The organism is Pyxidicoccus trucidator, assembly GCF_010894435.1.
Lineage (GTDB): Bacteria > Myxococcota > Myxococcia > Myxococcales > Myxococcaceae > Myxococcus > Myxococcus trucidator.
Window position 1 is genome coordinate 43703 of record NZ_JAAIXZ010000012.1, and the last position, 15704, is coordinate 59406.

12 protein-coding genes are annotated in these 15704 nt (G+C 70.8%); 1 reads left to right on the forward strand and 11 read right to left on the reverse strand.

The window, feature by feature from the left end; translation table 11 throughout:
• Nucleotides 1-13 precede the first annotated feature (13 nt).
• The 11 genes from G4D85_RS29865 to G4D85_RS29915 all read right to left on the reverse strand — a co-directional run bounded on the left by G4D85_RS29865 (nt 14) and on the right by G4D85_RS29915 (nt 11305).
• Nucleotides 14-598 carry a chemotaxis protein CheC gene (locus G4D85_RS29865; protein ID WP_164017439.1) on the reverse strand — a complete coding sequence of 195 codons (585 nt, stop codon included), beginning with the start codon at nt 596-598 and terminating at the stop codon, nt 14-16.
• Nucleotides 595-2985, reverse strand: coding sequence for a chemotaxis protein CheA (locus G4D85_RS29870; RefSeq protein ID WP_164017440.1), 2391 nt, complete (start codon nt 2983-2985; stop codon nt 595-597). The genes G4D85_RS29865 and G4D85_RS29870 overlap by 4 nt, the downstream gene beginning before the upstream one ends.
• 50 nt (nt 2986-3035) lie before the next feature.
• On the reverse strand, nt 3036-3404 hold the full coding sequence (locus tag G4D85_RS29875) for a response regulator (protein WP_011556618.1): 369 nt from the start codon (nt 3402-3404) through the stop codon (nt 3036-3038).
• A 70-nt stretch (nt 3405-3474) separates the two neighbouring features.
• The gene (locus G4D85_RS29880) at nt 3475-3897 is read right to left on the reverse strand and encodes a chemotaxis protein CheW (protein ID WP_164017441.1); all 423 of its coding nucleotides are present in this window, start codon (nt 3895-3897) and stop codon (nt 3475-3477) included.
• 51 nt (nt 3898-3948) lie between these two features.
• Nucleotides 3949-4563: an MmcQ/YjbR family DNA-binding protein gene (locus G4D85_RS29885; protein ID WP_164017442.1), complete on the reverse strand. Its 615-nt coding sequence runs from the start codon at nt 4561-4563 to the stop codon at nt 3949-3951.
• Nucleotides 4560-5942, reverse strand: coding sequence for a methyl-accepting chemotaxis protein (locus tag G4D85_RS29890; RefSeq protein ID WP_205525779.1), 1383 nt, complete (start codon nt 5940-5942; stop codon nt 4560-4562). The genes G4D85_RS29885 and G4D85_RS29890 overlap by 4 nt, the downstream gene beginning before the upstream one ends.
• 9 nt (nt 5943-5951) lie before the next feature.
• A complete protein-coding gene (gene thiL, locus G4D85_RS29895; protein ID WP_164017443.1) occupies nt 5952-6947 on the reverse strand; it encodes a thiamine-phosphate kinase in 996 nt (331 codons plus the stop codon).
• 9 nt (nt 6948-6956) lie between these two features.
• Nucleotides 6957-8990, reverse strand: a complete 2034-nt coding sequence (locus tag G4D85_RS29900; protein ID WP_164017444.1) for an adenylate/guanylate cyclase domain-containing protein — start codon at nt 8988-8990, stop codon at nt 6957-6959.
• 5 nt (nt 8991-8995) lie between these two features.
• On the reverse strand, nt 8996-9700 hold the full coding sequence (locus G4D85_RS29905) for a carboxypeptidase regulatory-like domain-containing protein (RefSeq protein ID WP_164017445.1): 705 nt from the start codon (nt 9698-9700) through the stop codon (nt 8996-8998).
• Nucleotides 9682-10449, reverse strand: coding sequence for a hypothetical protein (locus G4D85_RS29910; protein ID WP_164017446.1), 768 nt, complete (start codon nt 10447-10449; stop codon nt 9682-9684). Before G4D85_RS29910 ends, G4D85_RS29905 begins: the two co-directional genes overlap by 19 nt.
• Before the next feature lie 70 nt (nt 10450-10519).
• Nucleotides 10520-11305: a sigma-70 family RNA polymerase sigma factor gene (locus G4D85_RS29915; protein WP_240359574.1), complete on the reverse strand. Its 786-nt coding sequence runs from the start codon at nt 11303-11305 to the stop codon at nt 10520-10522.
• 291 nt (nt 11306-11596) lie between these two features.
• Between G4D85_RS29915 and G4D85_RS29920 the strand changes: the two genes are divergently transcribed.
• The gene (locus tag G4D85_RS29920; protein ID WP_240359575.1) at nt 11597-15580 is read left to right on the forward strand and encodes a bifunctional serine/threonine-protein kinase/formylglycine-generating enzyme family protein; all 3984 of its coding nucleotides are present in this window, start codon (nt 11597-11599) and stop codon (nt 15578-15580) included.
• Nucleotides 15581-15704 lie beyond the last annotated feature (124 nt).

The following is a 15704-nucleotide window of genomic DNA, read 5'->3' on the forward strand; positions in this document are numbered from 1 at the left end:
ACCGCGAAACGGGCTACACGCCCAGCCGCGCCAGCAGGGTCCGTGCGCTGTCCCGCTCCAGCAGCAGCAGCAACTGTCCACCCACGGGCGGCACCGTGGCCGCCTGGAAGCGGGCCTCCAGCACCACGCCGTGGGCCATGTCGGCCGTCGCCAGGGCCAGCGCGCCCCCGGTGCCACCGCGCCGCAGGGTGGGCACCGTGGGCATCAGCTTCCAGCCCGTCAGCCGTCCCAGCGCGGACAGGCAGGCGCTCGCCGCGATGTTGGCGACCTCCGCCACCACGCTGTCGCGCTCGGCCTGGTCCACCGACTGGCTTCCCAGCAGCAGCGACTCCAGCGCGCCGGCATCCGCCCGGGGCAGCACCAGCAGCAGGGTGCCGTGCAGCTCGCCGCGGATGCCCAGCGACGCCGACACCACCTGCGCGTCCGGGCCCAGCAGCGCGCCGACGTCCGCGCCACCGAGCTGCACCCGGGGGATGGAGAGGTCCACCTGCCGCCCGCCCATCAGCCGGGAGAGCGCATTGGCGGCGTGGCCGCAGCCGATGTTGGCCACCTCGCGCAGGGCATCCACTTGCGCGTCGTTGGGGAGGGGCAGGCTCACGCGGACAGTAACCTCGGCACGTCCAGGATGAACACCGGGCGGCCACTTCCGAGGATGGTGACGCCCGACAGTCCGGGCAGCAAGTCGAGCGGCCGGGACAGCGGCTTGAGCACCACCTCTTCCTGGCCCAGCAGCCGGTCCACCGCCAGGGCGACCCGCCCGGAGTCCGCGTCCATCACCACGAAGGGCCGCGCGCCCTGACGCACGGGGGCGGGCACGCCCACCAGCGTGTCCAGCGAATGCACGGGCAGCAGCGAGTTGCCATGGGGCAGCAGCGCCGTCTCACGGCTGCGGCTGAGCAGGTCGCCGTCCGCCTCCGTCGCGCCCACCACCTTGGCGATGGGCAGGCCGAACACCTCCTCGCCCACCTCCACCAGCAGCAGGTGCACCACGGCCACCGTCAGCGGCAGCCGCAACGTGAAGCGCGTGCCCCGGCCCTTCTCGCTGTCGATTTCGAGCGTGCCGCCGACGTTCTCCACCACCCGCTTCACCGCGTCCATGCCCACGCCGCGGCCGGAGATGTCGGTGATGTCCTTGGCGGTGGACACGCCCGGCAGGCACGACAGCAGGAAGGCCTCGCGGTCTGTCAGCCGCGCCGCGGTGTCCACGGAGAGCAGCCCCTTGGCCACCGCCGAGGTCTTCAGCTTCGCGGGGTCCATGCCCCGGCCGTCGTCCTCGATTTCGACGATGACGCGGTCCCTGGCGCGCTTCACCGCCACCAGCACGCGCCCGCGCGGGCCCTTCTTCGCGGCGACGCGCTCCTCGGGGGACTCCAGCCCGTGGTCGATGCAGTTGCGCAGCAGGTGCATCAGCGGGTCCGCGAGCTCGTCGAGGATGGCCCGGTCCAGCTCGATTTCCGCGCCGGTGATGACCAGGTCGACCTCGCGCTCCTTGCGGCGGGCGATGTCTCGCGCCGCGCGGGGCAGCCGGTCGGTGATGAGCGACAGCGGCGTCATGCGCGCCGTCATCACCTTGTCGTGCAGGTCCTTCACCAGCGTGTGCAGCCGGTAGACGCCCTCCTCCAGCGCGGGGCGGGTGTTCTCCGGCAGCACCTTGCCCACCTCGCGCAGGCGGGCCGTGGCGAGCATCAGCTCGCCCACCGTGTCCAGGAAGTAGTCGAGCAGCTCCGTGCGCACGCGCACCGTGCGCGCCGAGGCGTCCGGGTTGGCGCGAGCGCTCTCGGCCACCGGGGAGGGCGCGACCACCGGGGCGGGCGCGGCCACCGCGGGCTTCACCGAGACGACGTCCACCTCGGCCACGTTCTTCAGCGAGGCGTGGATGCCGGCGTCGCCCGCCGTCGTCTCCAGCTCCAACTGGATGTAGCCGTCGGGGATGCGGCCGGCCTTCAGCTCCTCCAGCGCGGGCCGCAGGTCCACCAGCGTGCCCAGGTTGGTGAGCCGCTTGTGCACCAGGAACGCGCGCACGCCGGGCACCTGGCAGGTGGGGGAGATGCGCAGCCGTACCGACCAGCGCTGCAGCGCGCCACGCGTGTCCGGCGCGGGGGTGGCCACCGCGGTCGGCGCGCTCGCGGACGCCTTCAGTCCATCGCCAAGGTCCGTCGACGCCGGAGCCACCAGCCCCAGCGCCACCGCGACGGCGGCCACCGCGCCTGGAGCGGCCCCCACCGAGAGCTCCCCGGACGAGGCCGGCGCCTCGGAGGAGACACTGGCCGGAGCGAGCAGGTCCGGCGGCAGGCCCAGGCCCGGCACATCCACCGGGGCCCCTGCCAGCCCGACGACGGCCGGCGGGCGCGATGCGGGCGAGGACGCGGAGGCGCCCTCATCCCCACCGGAAACCCGGACCCCACCCGACTGCGCGGTGGAACCCGTCGCACTGGAGGCCGCATCACCGCCCGTGCCGCCTGAGCCCGTGCCGCCAGCCGCCGCGGTGCCACCGGAGGAGCCCGTGCCCGCCGACGCGCCGGCCCCCTCCTCCCCGTCGGAGCCACCGGCCGGCTTCAGCGCGGTGACCTTGGCGACGCGGGTGGCGGCCAGGGCCTGGCCCGTCATGGCGGTGACGCGAGCGCCGAGCTGGGCGAGCAGCGCCGAGGCATCCTCGGGCGGCTTGTTCTCCGCCACGGCCCGCACCTGCGCGAGCATGGTGTCCGCGGCGGTGAGGAGCAGGTCCACCACGTCGCGGTCCAGCCGCCCGCGGTCCTGCCGGACGGCGTCGACCAGGTCCTCCACGCGGTGGGCGAGGATGGCAATGGACTCGAAGCCCATGGACGACGCCATGCCCTTGACCGAGTGGGCATGGCGGAACATGGAGTCCACCACGCTGGCGGTACCCTCGCGCTCCAGTTGCACGAGGTCCCTGCCGAGCGCCTCGAGGTGGTCGCTGGCCTCCGAGATGAAGAGGCCAAGGTAGCGGGACATGTCCATCGTCATGACCCGGCCTCGTCACCACCAGAGGAGCAGCCGCCGTGGGGCGACACCGCTCAAGTCTCTCCCAGGACCTTCTTCACCACCGCCAGCACGTCCTCGGCTCGGAACGGCTTGACGATGAAGTCCGAGGCGCCCGCCTCGATGGCCTCCATCACCAGGCTCTCCTGCCCGAGCGCCGAGCACATGATGACGACGGCGCTGCTGTCCGCCTTGATGATTTCCCGGGTCGCCTCGATGCCGCTCTTGAACGGCATGACGATGTCCATCGTCGTGAGGTCGGGCTTGAGTTCCTTGTACTTCTCGACAGCTTCCAGCCCGTTGGCGGCCTCGCCGACGACCTCGAAACCTCCAGACGCAAAGATGTCCTTGATCATGTTGCGCATGAAGATGGCGTCGTCGACGACCAGGACCCGCTTAGCCATGTGAAGAACTCCGCCTCCGAATCACCTAGAGGAGCGCGGACACTAGCATCCGCGCTTTCCAGGGGGCTACTCACTTGGAATGGGTGAACAAGGCAACCACCGCGGCGTCCAGCCCCTCGGGGTCCAGGACGGTTACTCCCAGACCACCCAACCGGGCGACTCCCCGGATGGCGGGTGTCAGCTTCCCGGGCGCCGCGCTGACCCTCTCCACCGCCTCGATACCGTCTACATCCGTCACCAGCAGCCCCAAGTCACGCCGGCCCCGGTCCAATAGCACCACCCGTGCCGACGGCGTGGGGCCCTCCGGGAGGCTCAGGAGCTGCCGCAATTCCACCACCGTCACGACCCGGCCGCGAAGATTCATCACCCCGGTAATCGCCGAGGGGGCGCGGGGCACCCGGGTGAAGCGCTCCGGAGGCACGACGACCTCCCGCACCGCCGATAGCGGCAGCCCGTAGCGCTCTTTCTCCACCCGGAAGATGACGTGCCGCACAGGAGTAACGTTCTATCAGCTTTGAAATGGCTGGAACGCGGAGCCCTCTCGCTATCGCTTGGACCGGGACGCAGCCGCCGTGCCACGCCGCGTCGCGGCAGCCGGGACCTTCTTCGCCGCCGCCTTCTTCGTGGCAGCCGACTTCGCCACCACGTTCTTCTTCGCCGGAGTCTTCTTCACCGCAGCCGACTTCGCCACCACGTTCTTCGCCGGAGTCTTCTTCACGGGGGCCGGCTTCGACAGGGCCTTCTTCGCGGCGGCCGGTTTCGACACCACGTTGGCCGCGCCGCCCATCGCCTTGAGCACCCGCTGGGGGGCCACGGCGCGGAAGCTCTCGTGCACCCACTGGCCGAGCAGCTCCACGGGGACGTCGTCGCCGACCTTGAAGGTGGACGTCACCCAGCCGCTCTTGCCCATGCCGTACCCGGTGGGCGCGGTGAAGGGGAGCGTCAGCGCCGCCTCGTTGGAGTCCGGCAGCTTGGTGGTGACGGTGAGCCCCGCGTCCTCCAGCACCAGGATGGCGAACATCTTCCCCTTCACCTTGGCGGCGCGGTGGCCCCAGGGGAAGTCCTCGGTGGCCTCGGGCAGCGCGAGCATCACCTCGCGCAGGCGGTCCTCGGCGGCCTTCAGCTTCGGGTCCGGATTCGTGAGGGGAATCGTGCTCATGGGCTCAGGCGGAAGCTGCGCACGACGCTCTGCAGCTCGACGGAGAGGTTGGTCAGCTCGCTGGCCAGCGACGTCATGCGCGACACGGCGGCCGTCTGCTCCTGGATGACTTCCTGGATGGCCTCGGTGGAGGACGCGTTGTTGCGCGCCACCAGCTTGATTTCCTCGATGGCCTTCACCATCTCCTCGCTGCCCTTGAGCTGCTCGCGGGTGCTGTCGGAGATGAGGTGCACCTTCTCCGCGCCCTTGCGGATGGTGTCGGTGATGGCGCCCATGGAGCGGACGATGTTGCCCAGGTCCTCGCGGCCCTCGGCCAGCTCGGCGATTCCTTCCTTCATGGCGCTGACCACGGAGGAGGACTGCCCGGAGATGTCGCGCGCCAGCTTGGAGATCTGCTCGGCGGACCGGCCGGCGCTCTCCGCCAGCTTGCGGACCTCATCGGCGACCACCGCGAAGCCGCGGCCGTACTCACCGGCGCGGGCCGCTTCGATGGTGGCGTTGAGCGCGAGCAGGTTGGTCTGCTGCGCCACCTGGGTAATCGCGTCGACAATCTTGGAGATTTCCTGCGTCTTCTCGCCGAAGGCGAACACCTGCTGGCTGGCGGACTCGATGCGGTTGAAGACCTTCTTCACCTTGTCGCCGGCCAGCCGCGCGGCCTTGGAGCCATCCTCGGCCGCGCCGCTCGTCTCGGCCGTCGTCTTCGCGGCGTCCTCGGCGCTGGCGGTGGTGCGCTGGATGCTGCCGGCCATCTCGGTGATGACCTTCGAGGCCTTGGACACGAGCTGCGACTGCGACTCGGCGCCGGAGGCAATCTTGTTCATCGACGAGCCCACCTCCTCGGTGGACCCGTTGACGTTCTCCGCCGAGCGCTGCAGGTCGATGGCGGTATCGGCCACGCTCTTGGCCGTCTCCTGAATCTTGCCCACCAGCTCGCGCAGGTTCTCCTGCATGCGGGTGATGGCGCCGGTCAGCTCGTCGATTTCGTCGCGGGTGCTGCCACCCTCGGCGGCCACCGGCTTGGACAGGTCGCCCTGGGAGATTTCGTAGGCGGAGCGGCTGAGGACCTTCACGCGGGTGACGCGCGCGAGCAGCGAGGGCAGCAGCGCCGCCGCGGCGCCGGTGATGAAGATGGCGACACCGCCACGGACGAGGTCCTTCCAGATGCCGGGCCCGGGGGCCAGCTCCCGGAAGAGGATGTCCGAGGTGAACATCCACACGGTGAGGAGCATCCCAAGGACGACGTAGCCGTTGAGAATCTTCCGGTGGAGGGAGACCTCACGCGTGGAACGGGGGCTGTCCACGGCCCGCAGCAGTCGCTGGACGGGCTCGCGGCGGGGAGTGAGTCCGGGGGAGGTGTCGTCACGAAGGGGACGGCGCACGGGTTGCTTTCAGGGGGAAAGAAGCGTCACGGGTTTAGCCTTGCTGTTCGGCAGGGTCAATCCGGCGACAGGCTGGCGGAAGTGGTCGAACCCCTGCGGTGGTGGGAGAACGCGGCCTGTCGCATCCTGGCAAACCCACCCTTTCCCCTCGGAGAAGTGGCCAATCCGGGTGACGGGCTGGTCCGCCCGGGCGCACGCGCGCTCGAATGCCCGGCTGCGTCCCGAGGGAACGGCCAGCAGCAGCTCATAGTCCTCGCCTCCGGCCAGTGCGCCCTGGGGCCCGAGCGCCTTGCGCACCGCGGCCGTCATGGGCAGCCGCTCCAGCTCCACCGTGGCTCGCACCCGTGACGCCGCGCACAGGTGGCCCAGGTCCTGCGCCAGGCCATCGGACACGTCGAGCGCCGCGGAGGCGAAGCGGGAGGCCAGCCGTCCCAGCGCCACGCGAGGCTCGGGACGGCGCTGGCGGCGCACGGCGGGGCCGCGCTTCAGGCCCGCGCGCAGGTGCACCAGACCCAGGCGCGCGTCGCCGAGGGTGCCGGACACATAGAGGAGGTCTCCAGGCCGGGCCCCCGCGCGGGTGAGGGGTGGGCGGGACAGCTCGCCCGCGGCGGTGAGGGTGATGGACAGCTCGCGCGCGGAGGTGAAGTTGCCGCCAACCAGGAAGATTCTGTGCGCGCGGGCCAGCGCCGCCATGCCGCGCGCGAGGCCCGCCAGGTCGCGGAGGGGGAAGTCCTTCGGCAGCGCGAGCGCGCAGACGAACCAGCGCGGGGTGGCGCCCATGGACGCGAGGTCGGAGAGGTTCACCGCCAGGGCCTTGTGGCCGATGTCCCCGGGCGAGAAGGCCGCGCGGGTGAAGTGGACGTCCTCCACCACGGCGTCGGTGGTGACGCACAGCGCGCCGCGCGAAGGGGCGAGCACGGCGCAGTCGTCCCCGGGCCCCACGGGCACGCGGGCCCGTGGAAAGTGGCTCAGGAAGCGGCGGATGAAGTCGAACTCACCGGGCATCCGAATCCCCTACTTGCTGTCGAGCACGAAGACGCCATCCCAGTCCTCGGGCGGCGGCGAGAGGAGCATGGACTCGCAGCGCGCGGCGAAGCGGGCCGAGGCCTTGTCCTCCGGAGACGCGAGGAAGGCGAGGCGCGCGGCGGCGAAGTCGCGCTCCCGGTAGAGGGCGAGCCCCTCGGCGAAGCGCGCGAGGTGGGGCGGGGGCGGAGTGTCCGCCCGGCCGACGAGCTCGAACACGCGGACCGGCTGCTGCTTGCCCTTGACGCGCACAAGGTCCAGCTCGCGTGCCCGCACCACGCCGCGCGCGGCGGTGAGGGTGTCCTCGGCCACCAGGGTGCGGGTGCCGTAGAACTTGGCGGCGCCCTCCAGCCGCGAGGCGAGGTTCACCGCGTCGCCGATGACGGTGTAGTCCTGGGCCACGCTGGAGCCGATGTTGCCGGCGATGGCCTGCCCGGTGTTGATGCCGATGCGGCAGTCGAGCCGGGGCAGCCCCCGCGCCTCGAACATGGGCGCGAGCCGCTCCACCACCGCCACCAGGTCCAGCGCGGTGAGGCACGCGCGCGCCGCGTGGTCTTCTTGCGGAAGCGGCGCGTTCCAGAAGCACATGATGGCGTCGCCGATGAACTTGTCGAGCGTCGCACCGTGCTGGGTCAGCACCCCCGTCGCCTGCTCGAAGTAGGTGTTGAGGAGGGCGACGAGCTCTTCCGGGCTCATCTGCTCGCTCATGGAGGTGAAGCCCACCAGGTCGCTGAAGAGCACGGTGAGCATCTTCCGCTCGCCGCCGGGAGCGGCCTTCTCAGGGTGCTTGAGGAGCTCGTCCACCACCTGGGGTGAGAGGTAGCGCTTGAAGAGGCCCTTGATCTGGTCCCTCTGCCGCAGGCCGCCGACCATCTCATTGAAGGACTGCGCCACCCGGCCCACCTCGTCCGTGCCCCGCACGGGCACCTCGACGGAGAGGTCCCCCAGGCGCACCCGGTCCACCGCCGCCTCCAATTGCACGAGCGGCGCCGCCATGCTCCGCGCCATGAACACCGCCGCCGCCAGCGCGAAGAGCGCCATGCCCACGGCGGTGGGGATGAACCAGCGATGAAAGCGCTGGAGGATGGGGTTGATCTCCGCGTCGAAGTCGCGCAGCACGAACACCTGGCCGATGCTGGCGCCGTCCACGCCGCGCAGCACGTCCTCTCGCACGAGGTAGTGCGTGTCCCCGAGGTACAAGTCGCGGGCCTGACCCGGCTGCCAGCCGTCGCTCTCGAACCGGGTGCCGACAGGGACCTGTGAGGCCAGCGCTCCGTCCGTGGCGCGCACGGCGAAGCGGGCGCGGGTGTCCGCCACCTGGGGGCTGGAGGCGCGCGGTTCCGTCAGGTCCTCCAGCAGCACGTCCCCCACCCACTGGCCGGACAGCACCACGCCCACCACGACCACCTTGTCCTTGTCCCGCCGCGCACCAGTGGCCGGCTGGGCGTGGACGAGCATCAGGTCGCCCTCGCGGAGCTGCTCCGGGGGGACGAAGGTGAAGGGCAGCGCGCGGAGCTGGGCGGGAGACCAGAGCGCGGAGGCCGGGCCGCCGCGCAGCGCCGTGTCGAGCAGGGGGATGGACAGCGGCCCGTCGCCCAGCTGCTCCGAGTCCGCGCGGGTGTAGACGAGGCGGCCGCTGGCATTGAAGAAGGCCCAGGGCAGCAGGGCGCCGCGGCTCCAGCCGAAGGCCTCGGTGTCCGCGGAGTCGATGACCTCGCGGGCGCTGACGATGCCCTCCGTCTCCGAGCTCGCGTCGCCGAGCCCGGCCTCGGCGTCCAAGGAGTTCACCGACAGGGACATCTCCTTGAAGGAGCGGTCCCGCGTCCGCGTCTCGGCCACGTCGCGGGTGCGCTTCTGGCTGGCCCGGGCGCGCTGCTGAAAGTCCTCCAGCGTGCGCTCCAGGTAGCTGGCGATCTTCTCCTCCGCCGCCGCCCGCACCACGAAGGTGGTGAGCAGCAGCGCCGAGGCGAGCGCCGTCCCCGCGAGCGCCATGAAGGCGAGGCTGAGCTTCCGGGAGAGCGTCACGGCGCTTAGGGAGCCTTGCCCGAGTAGTCCGGCCGGGGGCCGTACTTCTTGCCGCGCTTGTCCAGGTGGCTGTCGTCGACGCGCGTCTCCACGAGCCGCAGCGTGGCCGTGCTGGCGCGGCCCGCCTCCACGACGACCTCCGCGCGGGAGATGTCGCTCTTCTCGTCCCGCCGATGCACGGCGAAGATGGGATGGCGCCCGGGAGGCACGCCGCGCAGCACGAAGCGCCCGTCCTTGTCCGTCACCGCGAAGGCGCGGTTGGGCACCACCACCAGCGTCGCCACCATCTGCTCGTGGATGTCGCAGTAGACGTCGATGATGCCCGTCTTCTTGAACGTCTCCACGTACTTCTCGCCCGGCCGGTTCTTGCCCGCGTCGAACTTGCGAGCCACCGAGCGCGAGAAGACGTTGTGCAGCACCACGTCCTTGTTCTCGAACTCCACCTTCTGCCCCGCGACGATGGGCAGCACGCTGGGGAAGAACGTCTTGTCGCGCTGGCTCATCCGCGCCACCTCGGCCGGAGGCTCTTCCGTGTAGCCGGTGAGGTAGACCACCACGCCGGAGCGGTCCGCCTTCGGCTGCGGCTTCCCATCCGGTCCAATGACCGAGATTTCCACCACGCCCTCGACGCGGCCCGGCTCGGCGGCCCCGGCGAGCGGCGCGGCCAGCAGGAGCACCAGGAGGAGGGGTTTCAGAGCGCGACTGCCCATATGAGCCTCGGCATGAAGCGGGGGGTTTCGGAGGACACGGCCGTCAGGCCGAACATTGTGCCAGCGGTCAGCCAGGTCCGGCCGAAGGACCACGCCACGCTCGGGCCGACGAAGAGGTGCGGGTCCTGGTCCAGCTCCCGCAGGCCGAACTCGCCGAAGGACTCGAGCGACAGCCGCAGCTCGTCCGGGATGAGGGGATAGGACACCCCGGCGGAGTACGTCCCGAGGACGCGGGCCGGCCCCCCGTCGCCGCGCAGCGCGGGGATGCCCACCTGCAAGCCGAGGTCGAGCACCAGCCGCAGCCCGCTCTCCAGTTGGTACGAGCCGACGACGTCCACGTCCACGCGCGACGGGCCCGCCGTGTCGATGGCCTGGTGCCACACCGCGCGCACCAGCGGCTGGAAGGCGCGGTCATCGCCCCGGGGGAAGAGCCGGTAGCGGAAGTCGGCCTCGAAGGACTCGAGCTCGGTGACGTCGCGGTTGGCGCGCACCTGGAAGGGGATGGCCAGCTCCAGGTGCTGGCTCAGCCCGAGGACGGGGCCCCACCATATCCAGTACGCCGAGGGCCGCTCGGGAAACGCGGGAGCGCGGCTCCGGGCCCACAGCCACTGCTCCAGCTCGACATCGCCCTTGGGCGTGATTTCGGTGTCGAACGTCCAGATGAAGGGGCGACGGCCGGCCTCCGCGGGTGCGGCCCACGCCAGCCCCACGAGACATGCCATCACTGCCGCCAGGCGGGCTGCGCGCATTGAATCTCCCCGCCCCCGGACCTCGGGGACGCCTGCGCGAGTGACTATCACAGGCCGTCCGCCGTCGAACCTACTCGCTGCGCCGGTCTTCCTCTCCGAAGAGCTGGCTGAGGCTCACGTCGAGCTGGCTGTCCAGCACGGACAGGAAGCTCTGGAAGCCTCCGGCGGAGAGGTTCAGCCGGGCCTGCAGGTGGCGCCGGGTCTCCTCGTAGATGTGCTGCCGCGCGCTCTTCACCCAGCGCGACACGGTGGACTGGTTCACCCGCAGCAGCGCGCCCAACTCCGTGGTGGACAGCCGGTCGACGAAGTAGAGGCGGAGCAGGTGCCGCTCGTCGGAGGACAGCGTGGCGAAGGCCTCGCGCAGGGCCTGGCGGAACTCCACCTGGTGGCGCTGCTTGATGAGGTCCAGCTCCGCGTCGATGCCCGGCGAGGGGAGCGCCTCGAGCACCTCGGCCACGTGCTCGTCGGAGGCGGGCCTGTCGGCGGCGCGGAGCTTGAGGGCAATGCGCACGGCGGTGACCCGCACCCAGCTCATCAGCGCGCCCCGGCCGCTGTAGTCCAGGATTCGCGGCGCGTTGTCGGGCGTGCGGAGCAGGAGCTTCACGCGCGTCAATTGACAGACGTCATCGAGCTCCGCCGAGGACTGTTTCAGATAGGCGAGCAGTCCCGGCAGCTTCGCCAGGTAATGCTGCTCGAAGACCTCCGTCGCGGTGGGAAGGCCCTGCACGCACGCGCACGCGAGATAGAGCTCCTCCAGCGAGAGCAGCTCGAGGAGCGCGGTGATGGAAGTGTCGGGGCCCGCCTCGGGCAGCCGCTCGGCGAGGTGCTTCACGAACAGCGCGGGAGGAAGCGACACGGTATTCCACCGCGCGCGTGAGGAATTCCACGCACGGTTGAGAAGACTTTCGAGCGCGGGGATGTCCCCTGGAGCCACCTGCCGTCCCCTGGCATGTGCCAGAAGTGTTGCCACCAGCTCCGGCGCGTCTCCCATGGTGTGCCCCATCCCCTCGCACCCCGTCGGCGGGCGAGGGGGGTGTTGAAAAGCTGTCAGTCTGTTTGCGAGACTCTCGCACCACTCACCATGACTTCGTCAAACCCGGCCCACGCGGGGGCGGCCGGCCCCCCTTGTCTGTCCGATGAGCTCCTGGTGGCATTGATTGAAGGCCGGCTGTCTTCCACCACGCTGGCCGACGTCCACCTCCACGCCGCCGGGTGTGAGGCCTGCCGGACCCTGATGGCCACCGTCGCCCGGGGTGGCCTGGCCGGAGTGGCGGAAGTGCAGGCAGTCCGTCCGGAGGACCATACCCAGACACTGCCCGGAGCCGTTCCGGCGGCGTTGCCCCCGGCCGAAGCGAAGCCGCCTCCCGCCGAAGCGGTGCCACCTCCCGGGGCGCCATGGACACCTCCCGCCGAGTTCGACGAGTTCCAGCTCGGGCCGCAGCTGGGCCGGGGCGGCATGGGCGTCGTGTACCTGGCGCGTGACAAGTCCCTGGGCCGGCGCGTCGCGGTGAAGTTCATTGCCTCCTCCCACCAGCCCCGAGCCTCGGTCCGCGCGCGCTTCGAGACGGAGGCGAGGGCCATCGCCCGCCTGCAGCACCCCAACGTCGTCACGGTGTTCCGCATCGGCACGGCGGGGGGCCAGCCGTACATCGTCTCCGAGTACATCCTCGGGCGAAGCCTCTCGCAGCTGCCGTTGCCCCTGCCCTGGCGACGGGTGCTCACGTTGGGGTTGGGCCTTGCTCGCGGGCTCGCGGCGGCGCACCGCCAGGGCGTGCTGCACCGGGACCTCAAGCCGTCGAACGCACTCGTCACCGATGACGGCGTGGTGAAGCTGCTCGACTTCGGGCTGGCCGAGTACTTCGACCTGAACGCCTCCGCGCTGCCCGCCCGAGCGCGCGCCCACGCGGGTACGCCGCGCTACATGGCGCCCGAGCTGCTCCGCGGCGAGCCCTCGTCCCCCCAGAGCGACCTCTACGCGCTCGGCGTCACCCTCTACGAGCTGTGCACGGGCAGCGTGCCGCCGGGTGCTCCGGCCAGGATGCTGTCCAGCGGCGCCGGGGGCACGGTGGTGACAGGCCCGGAGAGCGAACCGCCGCCGCTCCCGCCGGACGTCGATGCGGAGCTTGCCACGCTCATCCGCCACTGCCTCGCGCCCGACCCGGCCGAGCGCCCCGCGTCGGCCGACCTCCTCCGCGAGGCCCTGGAGCGCCTGGAGCAGATGTACTCGGCGGCGCCGCTCGCGGCCGGCAATCCCTACCGGGGGCTCGCGCCCTTCGAGGCGGAGCACCGTTCGCTGTTCTTCGGCCGCGACGCCGACATCCGCGCGGTCATCGAGCGGCTGCGCCTGCAGCCCATGGTGCTCGTTGCGGGCGACTCAGGCGTGGGCAAGTCCTCGCTGTGCCGGGCCGGCGTGCTGCCCCGGGTGGCCGCAGGCGAGCTGGATGCGAACCGGGACATGGCCACGGTGACGCTCTGGCCGGGGCCCCGGCCGCTCCAGGCGCTCGCAGCGGCACTGGCGCCCAGGCTGGACATGAAGGAGGCGGACATCGTCCTCGCGTTGACGGGGATGGATGGCTGGCTGGGGCCGGCGTTGCGCACGGCGCACCAGGGAAGGCGCGGACTGCTCATCTTCATCGACCAGATGGAGGAGCTGCTCACGCAGTCCGAGCCCCTGCAGGCCGCGCGCTTCGCGCACGTGCTGGGCGAGCTGGCCCTGCCCTGCCCCGGGGTGCGGGTGCTCCTGTCGGTGCGCGGCGACTTCCTGACGAGCATCTGCTCACTGCCCGGCCTGGGAGAGGACGCCGAGCGCGGGCTCTACGTCCTCCGCCCGCTGGCACCCGCGGGCGTGCGCGAGGCCATCGTCGGTCCGGCGCGAAGTCGGGGTGTGGCCTTCGAATCCGAGGAGCTCATCCAGACGCTGGTCAAATCCATGGCGCACGGAGAGGGCAGCCTGCCCCTCCTCCAGTTCGCACTTGCGGAGCTGTGGGAACGGCGCAACCCGGCGCACAGCCGCATCACCCGGGTGGCGCTGGAGGAGATGGGCGGCGTGGCCGGAGCGCTGTCCCGGCACGCGGACGGGGTGCTCGCGAGGCTGACGTTGGTGGAGAAGCAGGCGGCGCGAAGTCTGCTGCTGCACCTGGTGACGGAGGACGGCACTCGGGTGGAGGTGGGTGAGGAGGAGCTGATGCCGACGCGGGACGCAGCGCCCCGCACGGCGCTGCGCGCGCTCACCGAGGGGCGGCTGCTCCACGCGCACACGGTGAATGGCGAAGCCCGGTACGTGATTGCGCACGACTCGCTCATCGGAAGCTGGGGCACGCTGCGCAACTGGAGGGACCGCGACATCGGCCAGCGCGCGGTGCGCGAGCGCGTGGAGACGGCCAGCGCCGAGTGGGAGCGCCTGTCACGAGCCCGCGAGACGCTGTGGGGACAGCGGCACATCGACGAGGCCCGCGCGCTGGACCCCGTCACGCTGGGCCCCCGGGAGCGAGCGTTCCTCACAGCGTCGAGGCGAGCACTGCGGCTCCAGCGGTGGGGCAAGGCCTTCGTCGCGCTCGGAGTCGTGCTCGCCCTCGTCGCGGTCCATGGCGGCCTTCGCCTGCATGGATACCTGGAGGACGCGCAGTTCATCGCAGGCCAACTCACGGCGGCCGAGGCAGACTTCGTGGCGGGGGAGCACCTGGCGGAGACGGCCCTGGCACTTCGCGAGGAAGCGCTCCCCCTGTTCGACGGCCGGACCGCTCCTTCGGCGGGTACGTCGGAGCATGACCTCTGGACTCTTCCCGGGAAGCTCTGGACCCGGGCGCGTCAGCTGCGCAAGCATGCCGACGGGGCCTTCGCCCGTGCCACCAACTCACTGGAGAAGGCGCTCGAACGCCAGCGGAGCCACGGGGACGCGCGCCGGCTCCTCGCGAAGGTCGTCTACAAGCGGATGGAACTCGCCGAGGACTTCCACCTGGAAGAACCGGCCGCCGAGCTGCGAGAGCGGCTGGAACGGGTGGTGGACGAGACGGACGAAGAAGGCTGGCTGTACCGGCTCAATGCCAAAGCGAGGCTTGAGGTGGTGACGGAGCCTCCGGGCGCACGCGTCGAGGTCAGCCTCTATGTGAAAGATGACCAGGGCGCGCTGCGCCTCGAGCCCCAGACGCCACTCGGCACGACGCCCGTTGTCGGCTCGCTGAGCGCGGGCTCGTATCTCCTTCGCCTCACCCTGCCCGACCACGCTCCTGTCGACGTGCCGGTGCACCTCACGCGCGGGGGAAATGAGAAGGTCCAGCTTTCGCTGCCGACCTCCGTTCCGGACGGATATGCGTATGTGCCACCGGGGTGCTTCCTGCTGGGCAGCGCCGACGTCGAGCCAATGCGGATGTTCCAGCGAGCCTCGCCGCTCCACCGACTCTGCTTCCGTGCGGGCTACCTCATCGGGCGAACGGAGGTGACTTTCGGCGACTGGTTGACCTATCTGGACTCCCTCCCTCCTGGAGCCACGGCGAGACGCATCCTCGAAGAGCCGCGCGCCAACGGCAGCGGCAAGGCCATTACCCTGCGGCACCAGCCCGGCGCAGGTTGGACGTTCTCCCTGCACCTCACGGGTGAGTCCAATCTCTCCGCGCGTGAGGACGAACCGTTCCACTACCCGGAGAGGGCTCGGCGCCGTACCGCCAACTGGCGCAAGTTCCCACTGTCCGGGGTCTCCGCAGACGACCTCGTGGACTACTTCAAATGGCTGGACCACCCGGAGCGCCTTCCTGGAGCGCGCCTGTGCAGCGACCAGGAGTGGGAGTACGCCGCACGGGGGGCCGATGGTCGCGACTACCCCCACGGCAACAGCCTGGAGCCGGACGACGCCAACATCGACGCGACCTATGGACGTGTACCTTTGGCCTTCGGCCCCGACGAGGTCGGCTCGCATCCGACGTCGGTGAGCCCCTTCGGGCTCATGGACATGGTGGGCAATGCCCTGGAGCTCACACGACCCGTGACGGGGGACCTGGGCAGCATCGTCGTGAAGGGCGGAGCCTGGTACTACGACTCCGACACCGCGCGCGCGGCCAACCGCAGCACGGGAGACCCCATCCTCCGCGATGCACTGGTGGGCGTGCGCGTCTGCGCCCCGCTCTCACCCCGGTAGGTCCTTGTGGAAGCGCCTTCCCGACCTGCCCCGGGGAGACCTGTACGAATCCATGCATAGGTCTCCAGCCGGGGGGCTCCTCTCCCTTGAAGGCGCCAGATTCATGCCGGCGCCTCATCTCAAC

Bases quoted from the DNA above. Each gene is read 5' to 3' on its own strand.
- G4D85_RS29905 (WP_164017445.1), bottom strand. From the start codon at position 9,700: ATGGGCAGTCGCGCTCTGAAACCCCTCCTCCTGGTGCTCCTGCTGGCC.
- G4D85_RS29910 (WP_164017446.1), bottom strand. From the start codon at position 10,449: ATGCGCGCAGCCCGCCTGGCGGCAGTGATGGCATGTCTCGTGGGGCTG.
- G4D85_RS29875 (WP_011556618.1), bottom strand. From the start codon at position 3,404: ATGGCTAAGCGGGTCCTGGTCGTCGACGACGCCATCTTCATGCGCAAC.
- G4D85_RS29870 (WP_164017440.1), bottom strand. From the start codon at position 2,985: ATGACGATGGACATGTCCCGCTACCTTGGCCTCTTCATCTCGGAGGCC.
- thiL (WP_164017443.1), bottom strand. From the start codon at position 6,947: ATGCCCGGTGAGTTCGACTTCATCCGCCGCTTCCTGAGCCACTTTCCA.
- G4D85_RS29885 (WP_164017442.1), bottom strand. From the start codon at position 4,563: ATGAGCACGATTCCCCTCACGAATCCGGACCCGAAGCTGAAGGCCGCC.